Raw genomic sequence first — 18,365 nt, forward strand, 5'->3', positions numbered from 1 at the left:
GGAAGATCCTGGTGGGGACAGCATGGCGTCATCCGGCGCCGGGGAACATGGCCCGAACGGGCTGGCCCGAATCGGGTACGACGGGTCAGCCGAAGGGGAGGGGATCGGGGGCGAGAGAGACGGCCTTGGCCCTGGCCGCGGTGAGCTTGCGTCGGTGGTGCTGGCGGCAGAGCACCTCGTAGGCCACGTCGGCGCCCGGTCCACCGCTGTCGGGGGAGTCGACCGCCTCGACGTCGCCCACGACCACGACGTCGCCCTCGGTGACCATCGCGCCGTTCTCGGTGCGGGCGTTGTGGGTGGCGCGCTTGCCGCACCAGCACAGCGCCTCGACCTGCAGCACGTTCATCCGGTCGGCCAGCTCGACCAGTCGGGCGCTGCCGGGGAAGAGACGTGACCGGAAGTCGGTGAGGATGCCGAAGGCGAACACGTCGATCTGGAGCTCGTCGGCGACCTTGGCGAGCTGTTCGATCTGCTCGGGGGAGTAGAACTGTGCCTCGTCGCAGATCAGGTAGTCGATCCGGCCGCCCTGCGTGAGCGTGTCGACGACGTACTTCCAGAAGCTGAACTCCGGGGTGACCTCGAGCGCCTCGTGGGTGAGCCCCAGTCGGGAGGAGAGCAACGCCTCGCCCGAGCGGTCGTGCGTGGTGAAGATCCGGCCGATCCGACCCCTGGCCGCGTGGTTGTGGTTCGTCTGGAGCGCCAAGGTGCTCTTGCCCGAGTCCATGGTCCCGGTGAAGAAGTGAAGTTCAGCCACGGGGCGCAATGATGCCACGCTGCACGGACGCCGTCCCGGTGGGCATGCCGACCGGGGAACCGGCAGGATGGACGCCATGACCGGCCCACTGATCACCGCCTCCGAACTGCAGGAATGCCTGCGTGAGGTCACGCTGCTCGACGTCCGCTACCGCCTCGGCGATCCGACCGGACGAGAGCAGCACGAGGCCGGGCACGTCCCCGGTGCGGCGTACGTCGACCTCGACCTCGACCTGGCCACTCCGCCCGGGGAGGGCGGTCGGCACCCGCTGCCGGAACCGGACGTGTTCGTCGAGGCGATGCGTCGGGCCGGGGTGCGCAACGACCGTGCCGTCGTGGTCTACGACGACTGGTCCGGCCACGCGGCGGCGCGCGCCTGGTGGCTGCTGCGGCACTACGGACACCCCGACGTACGTCTGCTCGACGGTGCCTGGCCGGCCTGGGTGGCCGCCGGCGGTGCGGTCGGGACCGGACCGGTCAGGCCGGTCCCCGGTGACTTCGCCGGTACGCCGGACGCGATGCCGGTCGTCGACGCGGACGAGGTGCCGGCGGTCTCCGTGCTGGTCGATGCCCGTGCCCCCGAGCGCTTCCGGGGCGAGGTGGAACCGATCGACCCGGTGGCCGGTCACATCCCGGGCGCGGTCAACGTGCCGACCGTGCGCAACCTCGACAACCACGGTCACTTCCGCGATCCCCATGAGCTCCGTGAGGTCTACGCCGAGGTCGGTGCGGTTCCTGGTGCCGAGGTGGCGGCGTACTGCGGGTCGGGCGTGACCGCGGCCCACGACGTACTGGCCCTCGAGCTGGCCGGCGTGCGAGCTGCCCTCTACCCCGGCTCGTGGAGCGGCTGGATCACCGACCCTGAGCGGCCGGTCGAGACCGGCTGACCACTGCTACCAGTGGATGCCCTTGAACAGGCGGGCCAGCATGACCTGCTCGCTCTCGCGCTTGCCACCCTCGGCGTCGGTGCCGCGGGCGGCCGCCGAGTCGGGGAACACGTGGTAGGCCATGTTCAGCAACCGGAACGACGCCTTCGGGGCGACGGTGTGCGCCACCGCCCCGGCGTTGCCGAGCATGGTGTTCAGCTCGTGCGGCTTCTCGACGAGCGCCTTGATCACCACGTCGGCGGCCTGGGCGGGTGAGATGGTCGGGAACTTGTCGTAGAGCTTGGTCGGCGCGATCATCGGCGTCTTCACCAGGGGCATGTGGATGCTGGTGAACGTGATGCCGTCCCCGACGACCTCGGAGGACACCACGTTGCTCCAGGCGTCGAGCGCGGCCTTCGACGCGACGTACGCGGAGAACCGCGGCGGGCTGGTCTGCACGCCGATGGAGCTGATGTTGACGATGTGGGAGCTCTTCTGCTCGCGCATCGTCGGGAACAGGCCCATGATCAGCCGGATCGCACCGAAGTAGTTGAGCTGCATGGTGCGTTCGAAGTCGTGGAACCGGTCGTGGCTCAGCTTGATCGAGCGGCGGATCGAGCGCCCGGCGTTGTTGACCAGGAAGTCGACCGACGGCAGCTGGCTGCTCAGACGTTCGCACAGGTCGTCGATGGCCTCGAGGTCGGAGAGGTCGCACGGGAAGACGTGGGCGGTGCCGCCGCGCATCTCGATGGTGATCTTGAGGTCCTCGAGCTTCTCCTTGCCGCGGGCCACCAGCACCGGGATGCCGCCGGCCTGGGCCACCTTGAGCGCGGTGACCTGCCCGATGCCGGAGGAGGCGCCCGTGATCACGACGTGCTTGCCCTCCAGCGCCTTGCGGATGTCGGCGTCGCGGGCGGTGGTCTGGTCGAGGTTCTCCTCCCAGTAGTTCCACAGCAGCCGCGAGTAGGACTCGAGCGTCGGCACCGAGATGCCCGACCCGGCCAGCGCCTGCTCGGTGCGACGGGAGTCGAAGGTCGCCTCGAAGGAGCTGTGCGCGAGCACCTCCGCGGGAATGCCCAGGCGGCCCACGGTCTGGTTGAGCATGGCCTGGACCGGAGCGCTGCGGATCGCAGAGTTGGCCAGGTTGAGCGGGCGCAGCGACCGGGGCAGGGCACCGAGTGGGCGCGAGGTCACCGACCGGCCGATCGGCTGGGCGAACTGGGGCGCACCGGCTGCGGAGCAGAAGGTGTTGATCATCTCGACGACCGGTTGCGGCTCGGGGTTGACCAGGTGGAAGGCCTCCCGGTCGTGCCCCGGGACGTGGGCCAGGTGGTCCATCGCCTTGGCGACGTAGTCCACCGGCACGACGTTGGTGTCGCCGAGGTCGACGCCCAGCATGGGAATCCACGACGGCATCACGTCGCGCAGCCGCTTCATCAACGGGAAGAAGTAGTAGGGCCCGTCGATCTTGTCCATCGCGCCGGTCTCGGAGTGGCCGACCACGATCGCGGGACGGTAGACCCGCCAGGGGACGCTCGACTCCCGGACCAGCTTCTCGGACTCGAACTTCGTGCGGTGGTACGGCGAGGGCAGCGCCTGGCCCTCGTCGAACATGGTCTCGTCGAACGTGCCGTGGTGGCTGCCGGCGGCCGCGACGGACGAGACCTGGTGGAAGCAGCCGACCCCCAGGGTCTCGGCGAGGGTGAGGGCGTAGCGGGTGCCGTCGACGTTCATCGCGTCGTTGGTCGCGTCGTCGGCGGTCATGTCGTAGATCGCGGCGAGGTGCACGAAGTGCTCGACCTTGCCGGTGTTCGCCGTGATCCACTCGGGGTCGACGCCCAGGTCGGGCGAGGCGAGGTCACCGATCACCGGAGTGACCCGATCGCTGCCCCAACGGCTGATCAGTCGCTCGAGCCGGGGGAGCGAGCTCTCCCGGCACAGTACGAAGATCTCACCCTCGCGGTTGTCGAGCAGCTCCTGGACGAAGAATCGACCGATGAACCCGGTGGACCCGGTCACGAAATACGACATGGCGGGAGACTAGTCCCGAAATCCCCCGCAGGGACATGGTCCGGACCGACATGTGGCGAATGTTACTCGAAGGTAACTACTCGGACTTGCCGCCGCCGAACATGATCTCGTCCCAGCTCGGCACCGAGGCCCGGCCCTTCTTGCGGGGCTTGCGTGGCGCTGGCTGCTCCGCCTCCGCCTCCCGTGCTGCGGACTCCTCGGAGACAGGCTCCGCGGTCTCAACCGGCTCGGTGTGCCTGGTGTGGGCAGCGTGGGCGGCCGGCTCGTCGGCCAGCGGCTCCGGAGTCGGGGAGAGGCTGGGTTCCTCGCGGTCGTCGGCGTCGACCGGCGCCTCGGGCTCGGCGTCGGGATCGGGCGCAGCCTCGACCTCACGGACCTGCTGGGCGGTCTCGGTCAGGTCCACGGTGGACTCGTCGGGGTCGACCGCGGCGGCCTCGTTGGCCAGCTCGATCGCATCGTCGCCGAGGGGCAGCTCCTCCTCGGGTACGGCGGACAGTCGGCGCTTCCGGGCCTGTTGCAGATCGTCACGGCGGGCGGCCTTGGGTGCCGCGGAGGTGGGCTCGCCGACCAGCCAGCGCGCGTCGTCGTTCTCCGCGACGACGTAGTTGCCGGGGGCGTCGAAGGTGAACTGGGCGGTGCCCTTGCGCTTGCCGGCGGTGTAGGTGCCGGTGAGGGTCCAACGGCCGTCCTCGCGGCGCCAGGAGTCCCAGTCGACGATCTCGGTCGAGAGGGCCATCGGGCTGAGCTGGGCGGCCACGGCCTGGCCCAGGGTGCGGGCGCCCTGGTCGCCGGCCTTGCGGCGTACGGACGCACGCTGGGCACGCTCGGCGACGTGGGCGCGCTCGGCGAGCACCGGGTTGGCGAACGGCAGGATCTTCTCGACAGTGGTGTGTGCTGCCTGGGCAACCGACTCAGGCGACTCCCCGGCGCGGATGCGGGCCTGGATGTCGCGGGGGCGGAGCGTGCTTTCCATCTGAATCTCCAACTGGCCGAGTCGTGCGTGCTCGCCGCGCAGGGCGGCCCGGAGGTTGTTGTCGATGACGAGGGAGTATTCCTCGCCCGAGTCGCTGACCAGCAGCAGGCGCTTCTTGTCCCCGCTCAATCCTGCGAGCGTGAGCTGCACCATTGCTGATCCTTGTCGTCTCGTCCCGTTCGTCTCCGGTGTCGCGCCGAGCCTACGCCAGCGGCGTGGCGCCGGGTCGCAGCGCAGGCGGCGCGCCCCTTGATCCGTCGCCGGGAAGCGCCATGAAGAGCGCTCGCGGATGGGGGCCACCCGTCATCCGTGAACCCTCTAAACTCCGCTCATGTCCTCCATGCCGTTGCTGGTCACCTTCGACCTGATCGGCATCTTCGTCTTCGCGATCTCGGGTGCCCTGGTCGCCGTACGCAAGCAGCTCGACCTGTTCGGCGTGCTCGTGCTGGCCGGCACGACGGGGCTCGGCGGCGGCTTCCTGCGCGACGTCCTGATCGACGCGACCCCACCGGCGGCACTGGCCGACTGGCGTTACCTGATCGTGCCGGTGGCCGCCGGGCTGATCACGTTCGTGCAGCACCCGGCGCTGGGCCGCATGGAGCCCTACGTCAACGTCTTCGACGCCTTCGGCCTGTCGCTGTTCTGCGTGACGGGCACGATCAAGGCCATGGAGCACGGCCTCGGGCCGGCGCCGGCGGCCCTGATGGGCATGGTCACCGGCATCGGCGGCGGCATGGCACGCGACGTGCTCGCCGGCCGCGTGCCGGTCGTCTTCCGGGGCGAGCTCTACGCCACGCCCGCCCTGGCCGGAGCGGCGGTGGCGGCCGTGCTCCACCAGTACGACCAGCCGATCTGGCTGGTGGCATCGACGGGCGGTCTGCTCTGCCTGGTCTGGCGGCTGGTCGCGCTGCGACGCAACTGGCAGGCTCCGATGCCGCGCGGTTCCGCGAGCGTCTGAACGCTTCGCCGCGTCCGTCGTACGGCGGCACTTGTGCGGTGGTGTCGACGGTTCACCCGCGTCACGACGCGTGTGGAGCGACCGTAACCCCGCGTTACTCGCGGCGGGCGGGGCGAGTCTCAGTCGCCGAGGACGCGACGCAGGTAGGTGTTGGTGAAGAGCCGGTCGGGGTCGAGCCGGTCGCGCAGGTCGAGGAACTCCTGCCAGCGCGGGTACGCCGGCGCCAGGTCGTCGGCCGTACGCGTGTGCACCTTGCCCCAGTGCGGCCGCCCGTCGTGGGCGCGCAGGATCTCCTCGACGCCGCCGAAGTACGCCGTGTGGTCGGTACGGCGGTTGACGTGGAAGGCGAGATAGATCGAGTCGCGGCCCGACGACGTGCCGAGGGTGAGGTCGTCGGCCGGAGTCATCCGCACCTCGACCGGGAAGCTGATCCGCCAGTCGGAGGCGTCGATCAGCCGACGCACCTCCCTCAGCGCGGCCAGTCCGGTCTCGCGGGGGAGGGCGTACTCCATCTCGCGGAACACCACGCGGCGCGGGGAGGTGAAGACGCGGTGCGGGACGTCGCTGTAGGTGCGCTCGGACAGGAGTCGTCCGGAGAGCTCGTTGAGCCGGGGCACCAGGCCCGGCGCCCGGTTGCCGAGCGCGTTCACCCCGGCGAAGGCGGTGTTGGACAGGAAGTCGTCGTCGAGCCAGGCCCGGAAGCGGGACAGCGGCTCGGCCTCGTCGGGCTCGAGGTCGAGGCGGTTGTTGACCTTGACCTGCATGCGGTCGGTGTGCGGGAACCAGTACATGTCGCAGTGGTGGTTGGCGTCGACGAACTCGTCGTACCGGGCCAGCGCCTCGTCCCACAGCATCGGCTGCTCGTGGGCCTCGAGCACACCGAGCGGCTCGACGTCGAAGGTCAGAGAGGTGAGCACGCCGAGCGCGCCCAGGCCCAGCCGGGCGGCGGCGAACACGTCGGGGTTCTCGTCACGAGAAGCGCGCACGAGCGTGCCGTCGCCGACCACCATCTCGAGGCCGGAGACCTGCGCCGACAACGACGCCTTGATCCCACCGGTGCCGTGCGTGCCGGTGCTGGTGGCCCCGGCCAGGGTCTGCTCCGCGATGTCGCCCATGTTGTGCAACGAGAGCCCGAGGCGGGCCAGCTCACTGTTCAGCACGTGCAGGGGCGTGCCGGCGAGCGCGGTGACCGTCATCGCGTCACGGTCGACGGCGAGGATCCCGCTCAACGCGGCGGGACTCAGCATGACGCCCTCGGGTGCGGCGATGCCGGTGAAGCTGTGGCCGGTGCCGACCATCTTCACCGTGGTGCGGCGCTCGGCGGCGTCGGTCACCGCCGCCGCCACCTCGGCCACCGAGGCCGGCGTCACGACGTCCGCGGGGTCGGAGGACTCCAGGCTTGACCAGTTGCGCCATTGCGTCATGGCGAGGAGGTTACTGGTGCCCGCGCACTCCATGCCGCCGCGGCGCCGAGCAGACCGGCTGCGGCCGGGACCACGTACGCCGGGGAGGCGCCGTGCGCGTCGATCAGCAAGCCGGCGAGTGCCGCGCCGGGCGCGACCCCGACACCGAGGCCGGTGTGCAGGATCGCCATGCCCTCCGTGAGGCGACTGGACGGAACGGCGCGTTCGGTGGCCGAGAGGGTGGCGATCAGGGTCGGTGCGATCGCCATGCCGCCGAGCAGCAGGAAGCCGCCCATCACGGCCATCGACCCGACGAAGGCCAGCGGCACCATCGTGAGCCCGAGCGCGAGCACGCCCCAGCGGGCCCGGGTGTCCGGGGGAGTGCGCCAGTTGACCGCGCCGCTGGCCAGACCGGCGACCAGGCTGCCCAGTGCCCACAACCCGAGCAGGGGCCCGGCCCACTGCTTGGCGCCCTGCTCGTCGGAGAACGCCACGGTGATCACCTCGACGGAGCCGAAGACCACGCCCAGGGCCACGCACATGACGGCCAGCGGGACCACGGTGCGCCAGGGCATCGGCGGCCGGTCGCCACTGCTCGCGTGGTGTGCCCGCGACGGTGGCTGGGTACGGCGTTGTGCGGCCAGGGCCAAGGTGCCGGCCAGGCCGCACGTCATCGCGGTGACCAGTCCGGCCACCGGGTCCCAGGCCGTGGCCAGGAACGTCACGGCGGTGGGTCCGGTGACGAAGAGCGCCTCGTCGACCACTCCCTCGAGCGCGTAGGCGGTCTGCACCGAGCGGCCGTCGGGGAGCACGTGCGACCACCGGGCCCGCACGCAGGCGCCGACCTGCGGGAGCGCACCGCCGGCGACGACCGCCAGGGCGTGCACGACGAATCTGCTCGCGTCGGCCTCGACCGCCCAGATCATCAGGGACAGGGCGACGGTGAAGAGTGTCTGCGCCACCGGCAGCACGACGTGCTGGCCGAAGCGATCGACGAGGCGCCCCTGCAGGATTGCGAAGACCGCGTTGGAGAAGAGGTACGCCGAGGCGACCGTGCCGGCCAACCCGTAGGAGCCCGTGCTCGCCGAGATGAGCAGCACGATGCCGAGGCTGCCCATCGAGATCGGGAGCCTGCCGACGAACCCGCTCAGGCTGAACTGCCAGGCGCCGGGGGTGGCCAGCACGCGGCGGTAGGAGGACAGCACCGGTTGGTCCTTCGGGCTCACGGGGGTGGGACGTCACTGCGCAGCCTGTCAGACGAGGTGCCCTTGCGGCTCCCGGTTTTTCAGCTCTAGCCTGCGGAAGGCCGTGTGATCCACGCCATCTCTCTCGGGACAGGACCCACCATGCAACGCCAGACGTTCTCCCTCCTGGCCGGCGGCACCGCCGTCGCCCTCGCCCTCGCCGTCACGGCAGGGCCCCAACCCACGGCCGGTGCCGTCGACGGCGAAGTGCAGCACCCGGTCTTCGTCGACGGCCAGGCACAGCCGGTCTACACCGACTCCGCGAGCTGGATCCGCGAGGAAGGGTGGGCGATCGCCGACGTCGACTCGGACGGCGACGGCGCCCCGGACCGCATCCACTTCGACATCACGAGGCCGGCCGAGACCGAGGAGGGCGTCAAGCTCCCGGTGCTGATGGAGGCGAGCCCCTACTACGCGGGCGGCAACGACGTGGTCAACCACGACGTCCACCACGAGCTGTGGGAGCCGGGCAAGCCCGGCCGGCCTGACCGGGACGGGGTACGTCGTTCCGACGTCGGGCCCTCGATCATCAGCAACAGCATGGTCAACACCTGGGTCCCTCGCGGCTTCGCGGTCATGCACGTCGAGTCCGTCGGCACCGGCGAGTCCGAGGGGTGCCCCACGATCGGCGGCCCCGAGGAGACCGCCGCGGTCAAGGCCGTCATCGACTGGGTGGGCGGCCGGGCCCGCGCCGTCGACGCCGACGGCGCACCGCTGCGCGCCGACTGGACGACGACGCAGGTCGGCATGATGGGCACCTCCTACAACGGCACGCTGCCCAACGCGGTCGCGAGCACCGGCGTACCCAACCTCAAGGCGATCGTGCCGGTCTCGGCGATCGACAACTGGTACGACTACTACCGCGCCGACGGTGCCGTGGTCGCTCCCGGTGGCTACCAGGGCGAGGACGAGGACGTCCTCTTCGACTACGTCTACACACGTGCCGACCGCGAGATCTGCAAGCCCGTGCGGGCGCAGATCGCCCGCGACCAGGACCGCACGACCGGCGACCACAGCCCGTTCTGGAGCAAGCGCAACTACCTGAAGGACGCCCGCAAGGTGCGCGCCGCCGTGTTCGTCGTGCACGGGTTGCAGGACAACAACGTCAAGACCCGGCAGGCCGCCGAGTGGTACGCCGCGGTGTCGCGCCGCGTGCCGCACCGGATCTACTGGCACCAGGGCGGTCATGGGGGAGCGGCACCGGCCACCGACCTCAACAAGTGGTTCACCCACTTCCTCTTCGACGTCGACAACGATGCCGAGACCGCGCCCCACGCGATCATCGAGCGTGAGGACGGCAACGACGTGACGTACGCCGACTGGCCGGTGCCCGGATCTGGCGACGTCGTGCTGCGTGGCTCGGCACCAGGTGACGACGCCACCGGCGACCTGTCGACCGTGCGCGGCCACGGGCGCTCGTCGTACGCCACGTTCTCCGACATCCCGACCCAGACCGTCGAGGACCTCGTCGAGTCCGGGTCGAGTGAGCACGGCCTGGTCTTCACCAGTGCACCGCTCACCGGCTCGCTGCACCTGAGCGGCACGCCCACGGCCGAACTGCGGTTCAGCCTCGGGCAGGGCGCCGCCAACGTGACCGTGGGTGTCGTCGACATCGCCCCCGACGGCAGTGTCGCGCGGGTCATCTCCGAGGGGTGGCGCGACCCGCAGAACCGGCGGCGCATCGACCGGACCCTGAGGGTCAGGCCCGGCCAGGCCTATGCGATGGACGTGACGCTGCAGGCCAACGACTACGTCTTCGCGCCGGGGCACCGTGTCGGTGTCGTGGTCATGCAGTCCGAGCTGGACTACACGATCCTGCCGCCGGCGGGCAACGAGCTGACCCTCGACATGTCGCGGACCACGTTCGGGCTGCCGTTCGTCGGCGGGCCGGAGGCGTTCCTCGACGCCACGCGCTGAGGGGTGGTTCGGCTGGTGAGGTCACCCGGCGTCACCGGCGTCACCAGCCGGGGCGTCACTCCCCGGGGTTGAACCCGCAGATGCCGCCGTTGACGCTGTAGATCCACAGGCGGGCCGATGCGTCGGGGTGGTAGTCGCCGACCGCGCCACTGAACGGCGGCTGGCCACCGGGGTTGTCCTGGCAGGTGGCCTGCTCGGTCTCGGCGGGGGCGCCGCCGGTCTCGATGACGCGTCCTTCGCGGGTGACCACCCAGAATCCGCCGGACCGTCGGTCGGAGACGATGCCGACCACCCGGTCGTCGGCGGCCACGCGGCTGCGCACGGACCCGTGGTCGGTGGCGCCGTTGAGGGGCACCACCTGGCCGGCCGCCGTGACGACCCAGCCGCCACCGGACCCGTCGGCGGTGAAGGCCACGATGGGCGCGTCGACGACCGTGTCCTCTGCCGGACCCATGTCGGTGGCGTCGCCGAAGCCGAAGACCTCGCCGTTGCGGGTCACGATCCAGTAGCCCTCACCGGACTCGGTCACCTCGACGGCGACCACACCTGCGGTGGGGTAGATGTCTCCGTAGAACTCGGCGTCGGCGCCGACCGTGGTGATCCGGCCGTAGCTGGTCACGGCGTACATGCTGTGACCGGGCGCGGAGACCACGTCGACGAAGGTGTCGGCCTCGACGCCGGGGATCCGCTCGTTGGTGCCGCGGCCGTAGGCGCCGTGGTAGAGCAGGGCTCCGTCGGCGCAGGCGACGTACGCCATCGGATGCTCGACCGAGGGGGCCGCGGACATGTCGGGCGCGACGGCGACCTGGCCGCCGTTGGTCTCGCACGGATCGTCGGCCCAGGCGAGGCTGGCGACGGAGGGCGGGGAGCTGATGACACAGAGTGCTGCCGTGGTGACGGCGACGGAGACGAGCGGCGTGATGAGCCGGGACGCGCGCATGCTGGAAACCCCTTGAAGTCCAAATGGTGGGACGGGCGGTGCCCGAAGGATCACCCTTGACGGACGGCTCGGGCTACGCCTCCACGGTGGCCGATCGTGGCCACGGCCATGATCGGCCATGTCGTTGACCGAGTCCAACACAGATGCACGGTCGGGGCTCCCGGTGCGCTCGACAACGCCGGGGGGAACCCGCAAAGGTGTTCCTCGTGCCCGACTCAGTCCACGACCTCGCGATCAGCCTCTACCGACTTGCCCGACAGAACGGCGACTGGTCCGACGACCGCATGACCGAGACGCTGGGCGTGACGCCCGAGGCCCTGGCGGCCGCGCGCGAGGAGCTGGTGCAGCTCGGCCTGGTGCGAGGCACCGCCGGTGAACGCTGGACCGTCGTCGACCCGATGCGCGCCGCCGAGCAGGTGCTCCAGGACCACGGCCGCTCGGTGGCCGACTGGTCGGAGACGGCGAGCCGGCTGGCCGCCGACATCGAGTCGATGGCCGCGCTGCTGCCCGCGCTGCGTGTGGTGGTCGACGACGACGCGATGAACACCGTCCTCGAGGGCAACGAGACCGCGCGTGCCTTCCTGGCCGAGCTCGGCGACTCGTTGCAGCACCAGCTCCTCACCGCGCACTCGGGGGGCGCCCTGCCCCAGGAGGCGATCGACGCGGCCCTGCCCCAGGACCTCGCGGTGCTCGAGCGTGGGGTCGAGGTGCGCACGATCTACCTGACCAGCGCAGTGCGCAGCCTGCCGACCCTTCGCTACCTCGAGCAGCTGACCGAGGCCGGTGCCCAGGTGCGGATCCGCGACACCCTGCCCTTCCGCATGGTGCTGGCCGACGGCGTGATCGCGGTGTGCTCGATGAAGTGGGCCGAGGGGCGTTCCGGTGCGGTCGTCGTACGCGGCAGTGCCTACGTGCAGCTGCTCACCCGCATGTTCGAGTTCTGCTGGGCCGAGGCGACGCCGATGGAGGCCACGATCGGCCGGCCGGTCCGCACGAACGGGCCCGACCTCGACGACGAGCAGCGGCTGATGCTGCGACTCTTCGCCGACGGGCTCACGGACCAGGCCATCGCCCGCCAGCTTGGCGTCGCGCCACGCACCTTCACCCGCAAGACCCGCCTGCTCTTCGAGCAGCTCGGCATCGAGTCACGCTTCCAGGCCGGCGTGCAGGCCGTACGCCGAGGTCTCGTCTGACCCTCCCTCGACACTGACTGATCGCGGCCATGGCGCTTCTCGGCCAGCCGGAGATCGTTCCCCTCGTGGTGGGTGCCGCCACAAGATGTCGTGCACCACACCCCATCCGAAGGGAACAAATATGGTCGTGTCCGCATCCTCCATCCGCAAGGTGGCGATGACGACGACGCTCTCCGTGGTCGCGGCGCTCAGCCTGTCGAGCCTCGCGATCGCAGGGGCCAGCGCCTCGTCCTCGTCGGACCAGAAGGCCGATCCCACGCCGCGTGCCATGGCTGCCAGCGGCGCCAGCCAGTTCGTCAAGGGAGCACCCGCAGCGCTGCACGCGGGAGCGTCGGACAAGTTCGACGCCGGCACCGTGATCCGGTCCGGCAAGACGCAGTACGTCCCCTACGAGCGCACCTACAAGGGGCTGCCGGTCGTCGGCGGCGACTTCGTCGTGATGACCGACCTCCAGGGCAACGTGCAGGGCACGTCCGTCGCGCAGGACCGCAAGATCTCGAGCCTTGCGGTACAGCCGAAGGTCAGCTCCAGCTCCGCCCTCGACACCGCCAAGGCCCGACTCTCGAAGGTCACCTCCGACTCGGCGCCGACCCTGGTCGTGCACGCACTGGGCAGGACGCCCCGCCTCGCGTGGTCGACCACCGTGGCCGGCACGAAGTCGGGTGCACCCTCGCGACAGACGGTGTACGTCGACGCGCTGACCGGGAAGTTCATCGACAGCACCGAGCACGTCGTGGCCGGTGAGGGCACGGGTGCCTACAACGGCCCGTCGCCGCTGGCGCTGGACACGTCAGGTTCCGACGGGGCCTTCGAGATGACCGACCCCGCGGTCTCCGGCCTCACCTGCCAGGACTCCGCGACCGAGAAGACCTTCACCGGTCCCGACGACGCCTGGGGTGACGGCGACGCCACCAACAAGGAGACCGGCTGCGTCGACGCGCTCTTCGCGGCCCAGACCCAGAACAAGATGCTCGAGGAGTGGCTCGGCCGCGACGGCATGGACGGCGAGGGCGGCTTCCTGCCGATCCGCGTCGGCCTCGACGACCTCAACGCCTACTACGACGGCACCCAGGTGCAGATCGGGCACAACCAGGCAGGGGACTGGATCTCCTCCATCGACGTCATGGCGCACGAGCTCGGCCACGGCATCGACGACCACACGCCCGGTGGCATCTCCGGAAACGGCACGCAGGAGTTCATCGGTGACGTCTTCGGCGCACTGACCGAGGCCTACGCAGCGCAGCCGGAGGAGTTCGACGAGCCGGACTTCCTGGTCGGCGAGGAGATCGACCTCGTCGGGTCGGGCCCGATCCGCAACATGTACGACCCGTCGCAGGTCAGCGGTGACCCGAACTGCTACACCGACGACATCCCCAACGGTGAGGTTCACGCAACCGCCGGACCGGGCAACCACTGGTTCTACCTGCTGTCGCAGGGCAACAAGCCCGCCGAGGGTCCGGAGAGCCCGACCTGCAACGACTCCGACGTGAGCGGGATCGGCATCGAGAAGGCCGGCAAGATCGTCTACAACGCGATGCTGCTGAAGACCTCGGACAGCTCGTACCTGAAGTACCGCACCTGGACGCTGACCGCGGCGAAGAACCTCTACCCGGACAGCTGCACCGAGTTCGACGCGGTCAAGGCGGCGTGGGACGCGGTCGACGTACCGGCCCAGTCCGACGAGCCCACCTGTGAGGGTGGCGGTGACACGGACCCGACGGATCCCACCGACCCGACGGATCCGACTGACCCGCCGGCCGAGGGCGTCGACTTCACCGGCATCGCCGCGCTCGACAACTGCTCGGCCTCCGTGGTCCGCTTCGACGACTCGGAGCCGACGGACAAGGCCCTGGGCCTGACCAACGGCCACTGCTACGAGGGCGGCATGCCCGAGGCCGGCGAGGTCATCGTCGACCAGCCGTCGAACCGCACCTTCACGCTGCTCGACACAGAGGGCAACGAGGCCGGTGACGTCAGCGCGACCGACGTCCTCTACTCCACGATGACCAAGACCGACGTGTCGCTCTACCGGCTGGACAAGACCTACCAGGAGCTGGCCGACGAGTTCGACGGCTTCACGCCGCTCACCCTGGCCAAGGAGTCGCCGGCCGACGGCACGCCGATCGCGGTCGTCTCCGGCTACTGGCAGAAGGTCTACGACTGCTCGGTCGACTCCACCATCCCGCAGCTCAAGGAAGCGGACTGGACCATGGAGGACTCCGTGAAGTACCGCCAGCCCGGCTGCGAGACGATCGGCGGCACCTCCGGGTCGCCGGTGGTCGACACCGAGACCCACGAGGTCGTCGCTGCCAACAACACCGGCAACGAGGACGGCGAGAAGTGCACGATGAACAACCCGTGCGAGGTTGACGAGGAGGGCAACGTCACCGTCGAGAAGGGCGCTGCCTACGCGCAGCAGACCTCGTGGTTCTACACCTGCCTGGCCGACGACAACTCGCTCGACCTGGCGAAGGAGGGTTGCCTGCTGCCGGCAGGCTGACGCCAACCGTGGATTGTTGCGCCCCGAGCCGTGGATCCTTGATGCAGCGACGTCAAGGATCCACGGCTCGGACGTCAATGATCCGCGGTTCGCGCATCAAGAACGCACGGTTCGCGCGGTCGGTCGGGGCGGGTGTGCAGGTGGTTCCTAGGATGGTCTGCATGCACTCCGATCCCGGTCCGTACGACGCGTTGCTGCTGGTCTCCTTCGGCGGACCCGAGAAGCCAGAGGACGTCGTGCCCTTCCTCGAGAACGTGACCCGGGGCCGCGGCATCCCGCGCGAGCGCCTGGTCGAGGTGGGCGAGCACTACTTCGAGTTCGGCGGCCGCTCGCCGATCAACGACCAGAACCGTGAGCTGCTGGCCGCCATCCGTGAGGACTTCGCCGGGGCCGGCCTCGACCTCCCGGTCTACTGGGGGAACCGCAACTGGGACCCCTACCTGACCGACGCACTCGCACAGATGGCCGCCGACGGCATCACCCGGGCCGCCTGCCTGGTCACCTCGGCCTACTCGTCGTACAGCGGCTGTCGCCAGTACCGCGAGAACCTGGCCGAGGCCAGTGCCGCGGTCGAGGGCGCGCCGCGACTCGACCGGTTGCGCCACTACTTCAACCACCCGGGCTTCCTCACCTCGATGGTCGACAGCACCCTGGCCGCATTGGCCGAGCTGCGCGACACCGAGCGCGAGGATGCCCACCTGGTCTTCGTCACGCACTCCATCCCGATCGCCATGGACGACGCCAGCGGACCCCAGGGCGGGGCGTACGTCGCCCAGCACCGCAGCGTCATGCAGGAGATCGTCGAGAGGGTGCGCCTGGAGACGGGCCATCGCCACGCCCACGAGCTGGTCTACTGCTCGCGCTCCGGTGCCCCGCACGTCCCGTGGCTGGAGCCCGACGTCAACGACCATCTCGCGCGTCTGGCGGCCAAGGGGTCGGTGCCCGTGGTGGTGGTGCCGATCGGGTTCGTCTCCGACCACATGGAGGTCGTCTACGACCTCGACACCGAGGCGGCCGCGACCGCCGAGAAGCTCGGGCTCAGCTTCGTGCGCGCCGCCACCGCCGGGATCGACCCGCGGTTCGTGGCGATGGTCCGTGACCTCCTGCTCGAGCGCGCGGCAGCCGAGCGCGGGGAGGACGTCACCCGTGCCGCGGAGGGCAGCCTCCCGGCGTGCTGGGACGTCTGCGCGGCCGGCTGCTGCGCCAACGCCCGCGGGCCCGTGCCCGCCCTCGGCGGCCTCGATTGAACACCGACCTGCTGAACCTGGCCCGTGGGGTGGCCGGCGAAGCGGCCGCGTTCGTCGCGGCGCAGCGGGCCGGTGGGGTCTCGGTCGCCGCCACCAAGTCGAGCGCCGTCGACGTGGTCACCCAGGTCGACCGCGACTGCGAGGCGCTGGTCCGCGAGCGGCTGCTGGCCGCGCGGCCGGGGGACGCGTTCCTCGGCGAGGAGGGCGGCGGAGCCGGCGGTGAGACCGGGGTCCGGTGGATCGTCGACCCGATCGACGGCACGGTGAACTTCCTCTACGGCCTCCCGCAGTACGCCGTCTCGATCGCCGCCGAGCAGGACGGCCGGGTGGTGGCCGGTGTCGTGGTCAACGCCGCCACCGGTGAGGAGTGCTTCGCCTCCCTCGGGGGCGGGGCCTGGCGTGACGGCGTACGCCTCCGGGTGCGTGGCCCGGCGCCGCTGGCCGAGCGCCTGGTGCTGACCGGTTTCAACTACCAGGCCGGGACCCGGAGGGTGCAGGCCGCGGCGGTCGCGAAGCTGCTGCCCCTGGTGCGCGACATCCGACGGATGGGTTCCTGTGCCCTCGACCTGTGCCACGTGGCCTCCGGATCCGCCGATGCGTACGTCGAGGAAGGTGTCGCCGAGTGGGACTACGCCGCGGGCGCACTGATCGCCCGTGAGGCCGGTGCCCGGACCGAGGTGACGGTCGGTAGGGACGGCAAGGAGGCCCTCCTGTGTGCCCCTGCGCACGGCTTCGAGGAGTTCCGGGAGGCCGTGGTTTCGTGCGGGTTCCTGGCCCTCGATCGGGAATAGGTGGACCCCGGTGATCGTTGCAGCCGAGACATCGTGTGGAATGCGCGTGCATGTTCCCGGTTGATGGTGCACAATCTGGCGCCGGGACTCGCGCGAACAGACGACGACGCGACCGCAGTTGATTGACTGGAGAAGTTGATGGCGACCGATTACGACGCACCCCGCAAGAACGAAGAAGACCAGGGCGAACAGAGCATTGAAGAGCTCAAGGCCCGACGCCACGACAAGAACTCCGGCAAGGTCGACGAGGACGAGGCCGAGGCGGCAGAGTCCTTCGAGCTGCCCGGAGCAGACCTGTCCCACGAAGAGCTGGCCGTCGAGGTCAAGCCCCGTCAGGATGACGAGTTCACCTGCATGAGCTGTTTCCTCGTGCATCACCGCAGCCAGCTGGCCGATGCCAAGAAGCTGATCTGCAAGGACTGCGCGTAAGGCGACAGCCCCGACACACGAAGAGCCGCAACCCCGACGCGGGGTTGCGGCTCTTGTCGTTGGCCGGGGGACCGGTCAGTCGTTGATCCCTGACGCCAGGACGTCGCCCGCGTCGGAGCTGCGCGAGGACGACGCCTTGCCGTCGGCCTCGAGGCCGGGCGGCAGGTGGCCGGTCGACTTGGTGAAGTAGTTCGCGGCCTTGCGGGTGGCCAGCATCTTGACGATGGCGACCGCCGTACCGCTCACGGCCGCCCACATCACGGCCTCCCACAGGTCCACGTCGGGGTCCGCCGGATTGGCCGGGGGAGTCTTTCCCGTCGCTGCCTTCCAGCCGCCGTTGAGCGCCTTCTTGGCGACCGCCGCGCTACCGAGCGCGGCGCCGAGGGAGAGTGCCGACCATGCCTTGGAGCCGGATGCCATCAGATCCTCCTGGGGGTTGGAATGCGTCCTCACCCTAGACGAGATGCCTGGAGGGGACCTGCCGGGCTCACGGTGCCCCGCATTCCGACCGGCGGCGTTGTCCTCGACTCGACGGGACTCCGTCCCGCCTTCGCTCGTCCGCCTTGCNCCCCGCGAGCTGATCCGGCACCCCTTGGAGCATCTCGTCTGGACGAGATGCCTGGAGCAAAGGCCTACGGTGTCGTGACCGCGGCCAGCGCGGCGACCAGTCGGTCGGGGTGACGCGTGCAGACCAGCCAGTACGGCGTGGGGTCCGAGGGGTCGGTGATCTCGATCCGCACGGAACGCTTCAGGTAGGGCCGCAACAGCAGGTAGGCGCGGGCATCGGCGTCCACGCCGGCCACGCGTCTGGTCCCCTCGGCGTCGAGCGCCTCGGCCGCACCGACGTACGAGAGGTCGATCCGGGCTCGCCCGGCGCGCAGCTGGCCGTCGCCGACGACGATGCGCGCGGCGCCGTACATCAGCAGGCACGTGGCCATGAGCGCCAGCGCCCCCAAGCTGATCAGGGCGGCGGCCAGGATGGAGGGGATCGCCACCGCGATCGCGAACCAGAGGGTCGCCACGAGCATGGTTCCCTGCACCCACCAGCGCAGCGACACGGTGAGCTGTTCGACGTACTGCACGAGGACCAGCCTTTCATCCCGGTGCCCATGACACGCAG

Annotated in this window: 16 protein-coding genes; 8 read left to right on the forward strand and 8 right to left on the reverse strand. The window is 70.2% G+C overall.

Translation table 11 applies throughout. The features are described from left to right. Positions 1 to 85: 85 nt before the first annotated feature. Positions 86 to 754 (reverse strand): thymidine kinase, encoded by a 669-nt coding sequence (locus tag ASH02_RS09905; RefSeq protein ID WP_057294648.1) that lies wholly within the window; start codon positions 752 to 754, stop codon positions 86 to 88. Positions 755 to 830: 76 nt separating this feature from the next. Here ASH02_RS09905 and ASH02_RS09910 point away from each other — a divergent pair, with 76 nt between their 5' ends. Next, entirely contained in the window at positions 831 to 1,640 is an 810-nt protein-coding gene (locus ASH02_RS09910; RefSeq protein WP_056890893.1) for a sulfurtransferase, read from the forward strand. A 6-nt stretch (positions 1,641 to 1,646) separates the two neighbouring features. Here the strand turns inward: ASH02_RS09910 and ASH02_RS09915 are convergent, their stop codons facing one another. Beyond that, positions 1,647 to 3,650: an SDR family oxidoreductase gene (locus ASH02_RS09915; RefSeq protein ID WP_057294649.1), complete on the reverse strand. Its 2,004-nt coding sequence runs from the start codon at positions 3,648 to 3,650 to the stop codon at positions 1,647 to 1,649. 76 nt (positions 3,651 to 3,726) lie between these two features. Continuing rightward, a complete protein-coding gene (sepH, locus tag ASH02_RS09920; RefSeq protein WP_057294650.1) occupies positions 3,727 to 4,776 on the reverse strand; it encodes a septation protein SepH in 1,050 nt (349 codons plus the stop codon). Positions 4,777 to 4,954: 178 nt separating this feature from the next. Between sepH and ASH02_RS09925 the strand changes: the two genes are divergently transcribed. Further along, positions 4,955 to 5,581 carry a trimeric intracellular cation channel family protein gene (locus ASH02_RS09925; protein ID WP_057294651.1) on the forward strand — a complete coding sequence of 209 codons (627 nt, stop codon included), beginning with the start codon at positions 4,955 to 4,957 and terminating at the stop codon, positions 5,579 to 5,581. A gap of 119 nt (positions 5,582 to 5,700) precedes the next feature. On the opposite strand, the gene ASH02_RS09930 is transcribed toward ASH02_RS09925, so the two are convergent. Together ASH02_RS09930 and ASH02_RS09935 are read right to left on the reverse strand one after the other, a co-directional pair. Next, a complete protein-coding gene (locus tag ASH02_RS09930) occupies positions 5,701 to 7,005 on the reverse strand; it encodes a D-arabinono-1,4-lactone oxidase (protein ID WP_200959112.1) in 1,305 nt (434 codons plus the stop codon). Then, the gene (locus ASH02_RS09935; protein ID WP_056890898.1) at positions 7,002 to 8,189 is read right to left on the reverse strand and encodes an MFS transporter; all 1,188 of its coding nucleotides are present in this window, start codon (positions 8,187 to 8,189) and stop codon (positions 7,002 to 7,004) included. Before ASH02_RS09935 ends, ASH02_RS09930 begins: the two co-directional genes overlap by 4 nt. Positions 8,190 to 8,330: 141 nt before the next feature. Between ASH02_RS09935 and ASH02_RS09940 the strand changes: the two genes are divergently transcribed. Beyond that, positions 8,331 to 10,145, forward strand: a complete 1,815-nt coding sequence (locus ASH02_RS09940; RefSeq protein WP_057294653.1) for a Xaa-Pro dipeptidyl-peptidase — start codon at positions 8,331 to 8,333, stop codon at positions 10,143 to 10,145. Positions 10,146 to 10,200: 55 nt separating this feature from the next. On the opposite strand, the gene ASH02_RS09945 is transcribed toward ASH02_RS09940, so the two are convergent. After that, positions 10,201 to 11,085: a hypothetical protein gene (locus ASH02_RS09945; RefSeq protein ID WP_057294654.1), complete on the reverse strand. Its 885-nt coding sequence runs from the start codon at positions 11,083 to 11,085 to the stop codon at positions 10,201 to 10,203. Between the two features lie 206 nt (positions 11,086 to 11,291). Between ASH02_RS09945 and ASH02_RS09950 the strand changes: the two genes are divergently transcribed. The 5 genes from ASH02_RS09950 to ASH02_RS09970 all read left to right on the forward strand — a co-directional run bounded on the left by ASH02_RS09950 (position 11,292) and on the right by ASH02_RS09970 (position 17,245). Continuing rightward, complete coding sequence (locus ASH02_RS09950; RefSeq protein WP_156409741.1) at positions 11,292 to 12,278, forward strand: helix-turn-helix domain-containing protein; 987 nt, start codon at positions 11,292 to 11,294, stop codon at positions 12,276 to 12,278. 121 nt (positions 12,279 to 12,399) lie between these two features. After that, positions 12,400 to 14,778, forward strand: a complete 2,379-nt coding sequence (locus ASH02_RS25620) for a M4 family metallopeptidase (RefSeq protein ID WP_082620844.1) — start codon at positions 12,400 to 12,402, stop codon at positions 14,776 to 14,778. Between the two features lie 161 nt (positions 14,779 to 14,939). Beyond that, the gene (locus tag ASH02_RS09960) at positions 14,940 to 16,025 is read left to right on the forward strand and encodes a ferrochelatase (protein ID WP_057294792.1); all 1,086 of its coding nucleotides are present in this window, start codon (positions 14,940 to 14,942) and stop codon (positions 16,023 to 16,025) included. Further along, positions 16,022 to 16,816, forward strand: a complete 795-nt coding sequence (locus ASH02_RS09965) for an inositol monophosphatase family protein (protein ID WP_156409742.1) — start codon at positions 16,022 to 16,024, stop codon at positions 16,814 to 16,816. Before ASH02_RS09960 ends, ASH02_RS09965 begins: the two co-directional genes overlap by 4 nt. Before the next feature lie 138 nt (positions 16,817 to 16,954). Beyond that, a complete protein-coding gene (locus ASH02_RS09970; protein WP_056677086.1) occupies positions 16,955 to 17,245 on the forward strand; it encodes a DUF4193 domain-containing protein in 291 nt (96 codons plus the stop codon). Between the two features lie 75 nt (positions 17,246 to 17,320). Here the strand turns inward: ASH02_RS09970 and ASH02_RS09975 are convergent, their stop codons facing one another. Together ASH02_RS09975 and ASH02_RS09980 are read right to left on the reverse strand one after the other, a co-directional pair. Beyond that, positions 17,321 to 17,665 (reverse strand): DUF4235 domain-containing protein, encoded by a 345-nt coding sequence (locus ASH02_RS09975; protein WP_057294656.1) that lies wholly within the window; start codon positions 17,663 to 17,665, stop codon positions 17,321 to 17,323. Positions 17,666 to 17,877: 212 nt separating this feature from the next. Then, entirely contained in the window at positions 17,878 to 18,327 is a 450-nt protein-coding gene (locus ASH02_RS09980; RefSeq protein ID WP_235530044.1) for a DUF3093 domain-containing protein, read from the reverse strand. Between the last annotated feature and the right edge of the window lie 38 nt (positions 18,328 to 18,365).

The sequence above is a fragment of the Nocardioides sp. Soil796 genome, from assembly GCF_001429525.1.
Lineage (GTDB): Bacteria > Actinomycetota > Actinomycetes > Propionibacteriales > Nocardioidaceae > Nocardioides.